Raw genomic sequence first — 2,216 nt, forward strand, 5'->3', positions numbered from 1 at the left:
GGCGGATCCTCCGCAAGGCCAGACTCAGCCCGAACGCACTCACGTCAACCACAAAGGCCATCCTCACCCTGGAGGCTCACCGTTGAAAAGGCTCCCGGTGTCTTCCACTTCCTTCTCGTGGCCAGGGGTTAGAGGTTGCGGCTCGCGCTCCAACCGGCTTTGGGGAGGAGCTTGTCGTAGTAGTAGTTCGGAGGGTAGGAGAGACCCCGGTTTCTCGGATTGGGCAGGTGCTGGTTGGTGAGCGTGGGGGCGTAGGCGTGGAAGACGTCTACGCTCTTGGTCAGGCAGTTGTTGCGGAAGAGGTCGTAGCCGTTTCTGGCGCTCGTACGGGCAGCCTGTTGAGCCTTGGTCACATTGCCCGGGGGCGTGTTGAGGCAGCGGAACTTGAGATAGCGTCGCGTGCCGGTGTTCCGGGTTTTGAAGTTCTTGAGCATCTGGTTCCAGGAGCCTGTGGTCATGAAGGACATCTGGGGCTTACCTGTCATGCCTTCTGTGGCACCGAAGATCCACGCGCGGCTGGTGCCCTTGCGGAAGGCCCAGCCGATGTGCCCAAGTGGTGCTCTGGGCCCACTGCCGTCAGGGTCGACGTCTTGGGGCGCAGAGAAGAGGCACACCTCTCCTCCTGTGGCGGCCGACGCCGTGGCGGGAGTGATGGTCGGTAAGGCACTCGTCAACAGCACGGCCGCCACCAGGGCCAGCACGGTGCGGTGATTCATTGTTGTGTTCATGGAAAGTGTCCGGTCTCTCGGGAGTTGGATGGAAGGTGTTCAGGCTGGGCGGATTGAAGCCCGTTCCGGCTCTCGCTCTCCATTGCTTTGTGATCGGAAGGGTTGACCCGGAAAGCTCTCATGGCATGTGGGCGTCCCACAGGCCGCCGTTGCAACTCGCTCTCGAACCCGCTCTGTAGAGTCACCGAGATGCCGTTGACTGGGAGGGCAGCGAATCTCGGCACAACCCACCGCAGGCATCTTTGCCGCCCTGAGTGAGACACTGACGCCGAAGGGGCGCATGCCGGCGCTAATGCCTTTCCAGGTTGCGCATCGCACACCTCTCATGGCGGAACGCGTTCCAGGAGGAAGCCAAACTATCCTATATCTCGCTAAACGTAGTCGGCGCGCGGATGCCTGGTGTGAGTTCTCCGCTCGGTTGTCCAGCCCCTTGTGGGAGCCGTGTTCCATCGAGCCCATCAGTTCTCTGTGAGCCGGCCCGTAGGAGCGGCACTTGTCCGTGACCAGCGCTCTGGGGCACCCGGCACTGCTTCTTGGTCAGCTTGGCCATGAACCACTTCGCGGCCTTCGCGTCCCAGTGGGACTGGCCCAGGATGTCCAGCACCTGACCGTCCTGGTCCACGGCCCGCCATAGGTACTCGCACCCTGTTGACCTTGATGAACACCTCATCCAAGTGCCATTTGTCCTCGGCTTGGGGCCGGCGTCGGCGCAGGCGGGCGGCGCACTCGGGGCCGAACTTCTCCCACCACTGCCGGATCATCTCGTGGGAGACGGTGATGCCACGCTCGAGGAGGAGCTCCTCGACCTCACAGTACGGCAGCGGGAAACGGCAATACAGCCACACAGCGTGACCGATGACCTCGGCCGGGAACCGATAGGCCTGGCATTCTCGCGCACATCGTCACGCACGGCTTCGGCATCCCAGGACACCTGCACAGCAGGTGTTACATACCGTGCGGGATCTTCTCCCCGGCCGCTCCGCAATCGTCCATCGACTCTTGCGCGACAGGTCCGACAGCAGCCCCAGCACCAACCACGCAGCCTGCAACCAAGGTTCGTCCCAGGCAAACCGGCCCGATGCGGCTCATGGCCAGCCGGATGAAGCGTGCGCCGGCCGCTCGGCTCGCTGGGACGCGACGTCGGCGTGAACATCTTGGCGCTGCTGTGCCGTAGGAACGCTCAAAGCACAACCCTCGATCGTTGTGCCAACGAACGGACCGCACTTTGTCCCGGCGCTTGCACACTTGCAGGACACGGTCGGTCGGCTCCTGGCCGCCGCCTTCTGAAGGGATCCTCCTTGTGAGCGCACGCATCATCACCCCCCGCAGCCGTGGCTTTCTCTTCATCGACTCCCACCCAGCCGGCTGCAACCGCATCGTCACCGGGCCTTGACCCAAGGCCGGGAAGTTAGCGTTTTCGCAGGTGCCGCAAGCACGTTGAGGGTTCGAGGCGAAAGCACAACGGAGCTCGTTGGTACAGGCAGTCGA

General features: G+C 63.0%; 2 protein-coding genes. Both read right to left on the minus strand.

The annotated features are described in order from the left end of the window. Positions 1-128: 128 nt before the first annotated feature. Positions 129-716, minus strand: coding sequence for a Tat pathway signal protein (locus ABZ624_RS42765; protein WP_360101110.1), 588 nt, complete (start codon positions 714-716; stop codon positions 129-131). Between the two features lie 373 nt (positions 717-1,089). Then, on the minus strand, positions 1,090-1,398 hold the full coding sequence (locus ABZ624_RS42770) for a DDE-type integrase/transposase/recombinase (protein WP_360101113.1): 309 nt from the start codon (positions 1,396-1,398) through the stop codon (positions 1,090-1,092). Between the last annotated feature and the right edge of the window lie 818 nt (positions 1,399-2,216).

This window comes from Streptomyces sp. NPDC007205, assembly GCF_040634095.1.
In the GTDB taxonomy this organism is placed as follows: Bacteria; Actinomycetota; Actinomycetes; order Streptomycetales; family Streptomycetaceae; genus Streptomyces.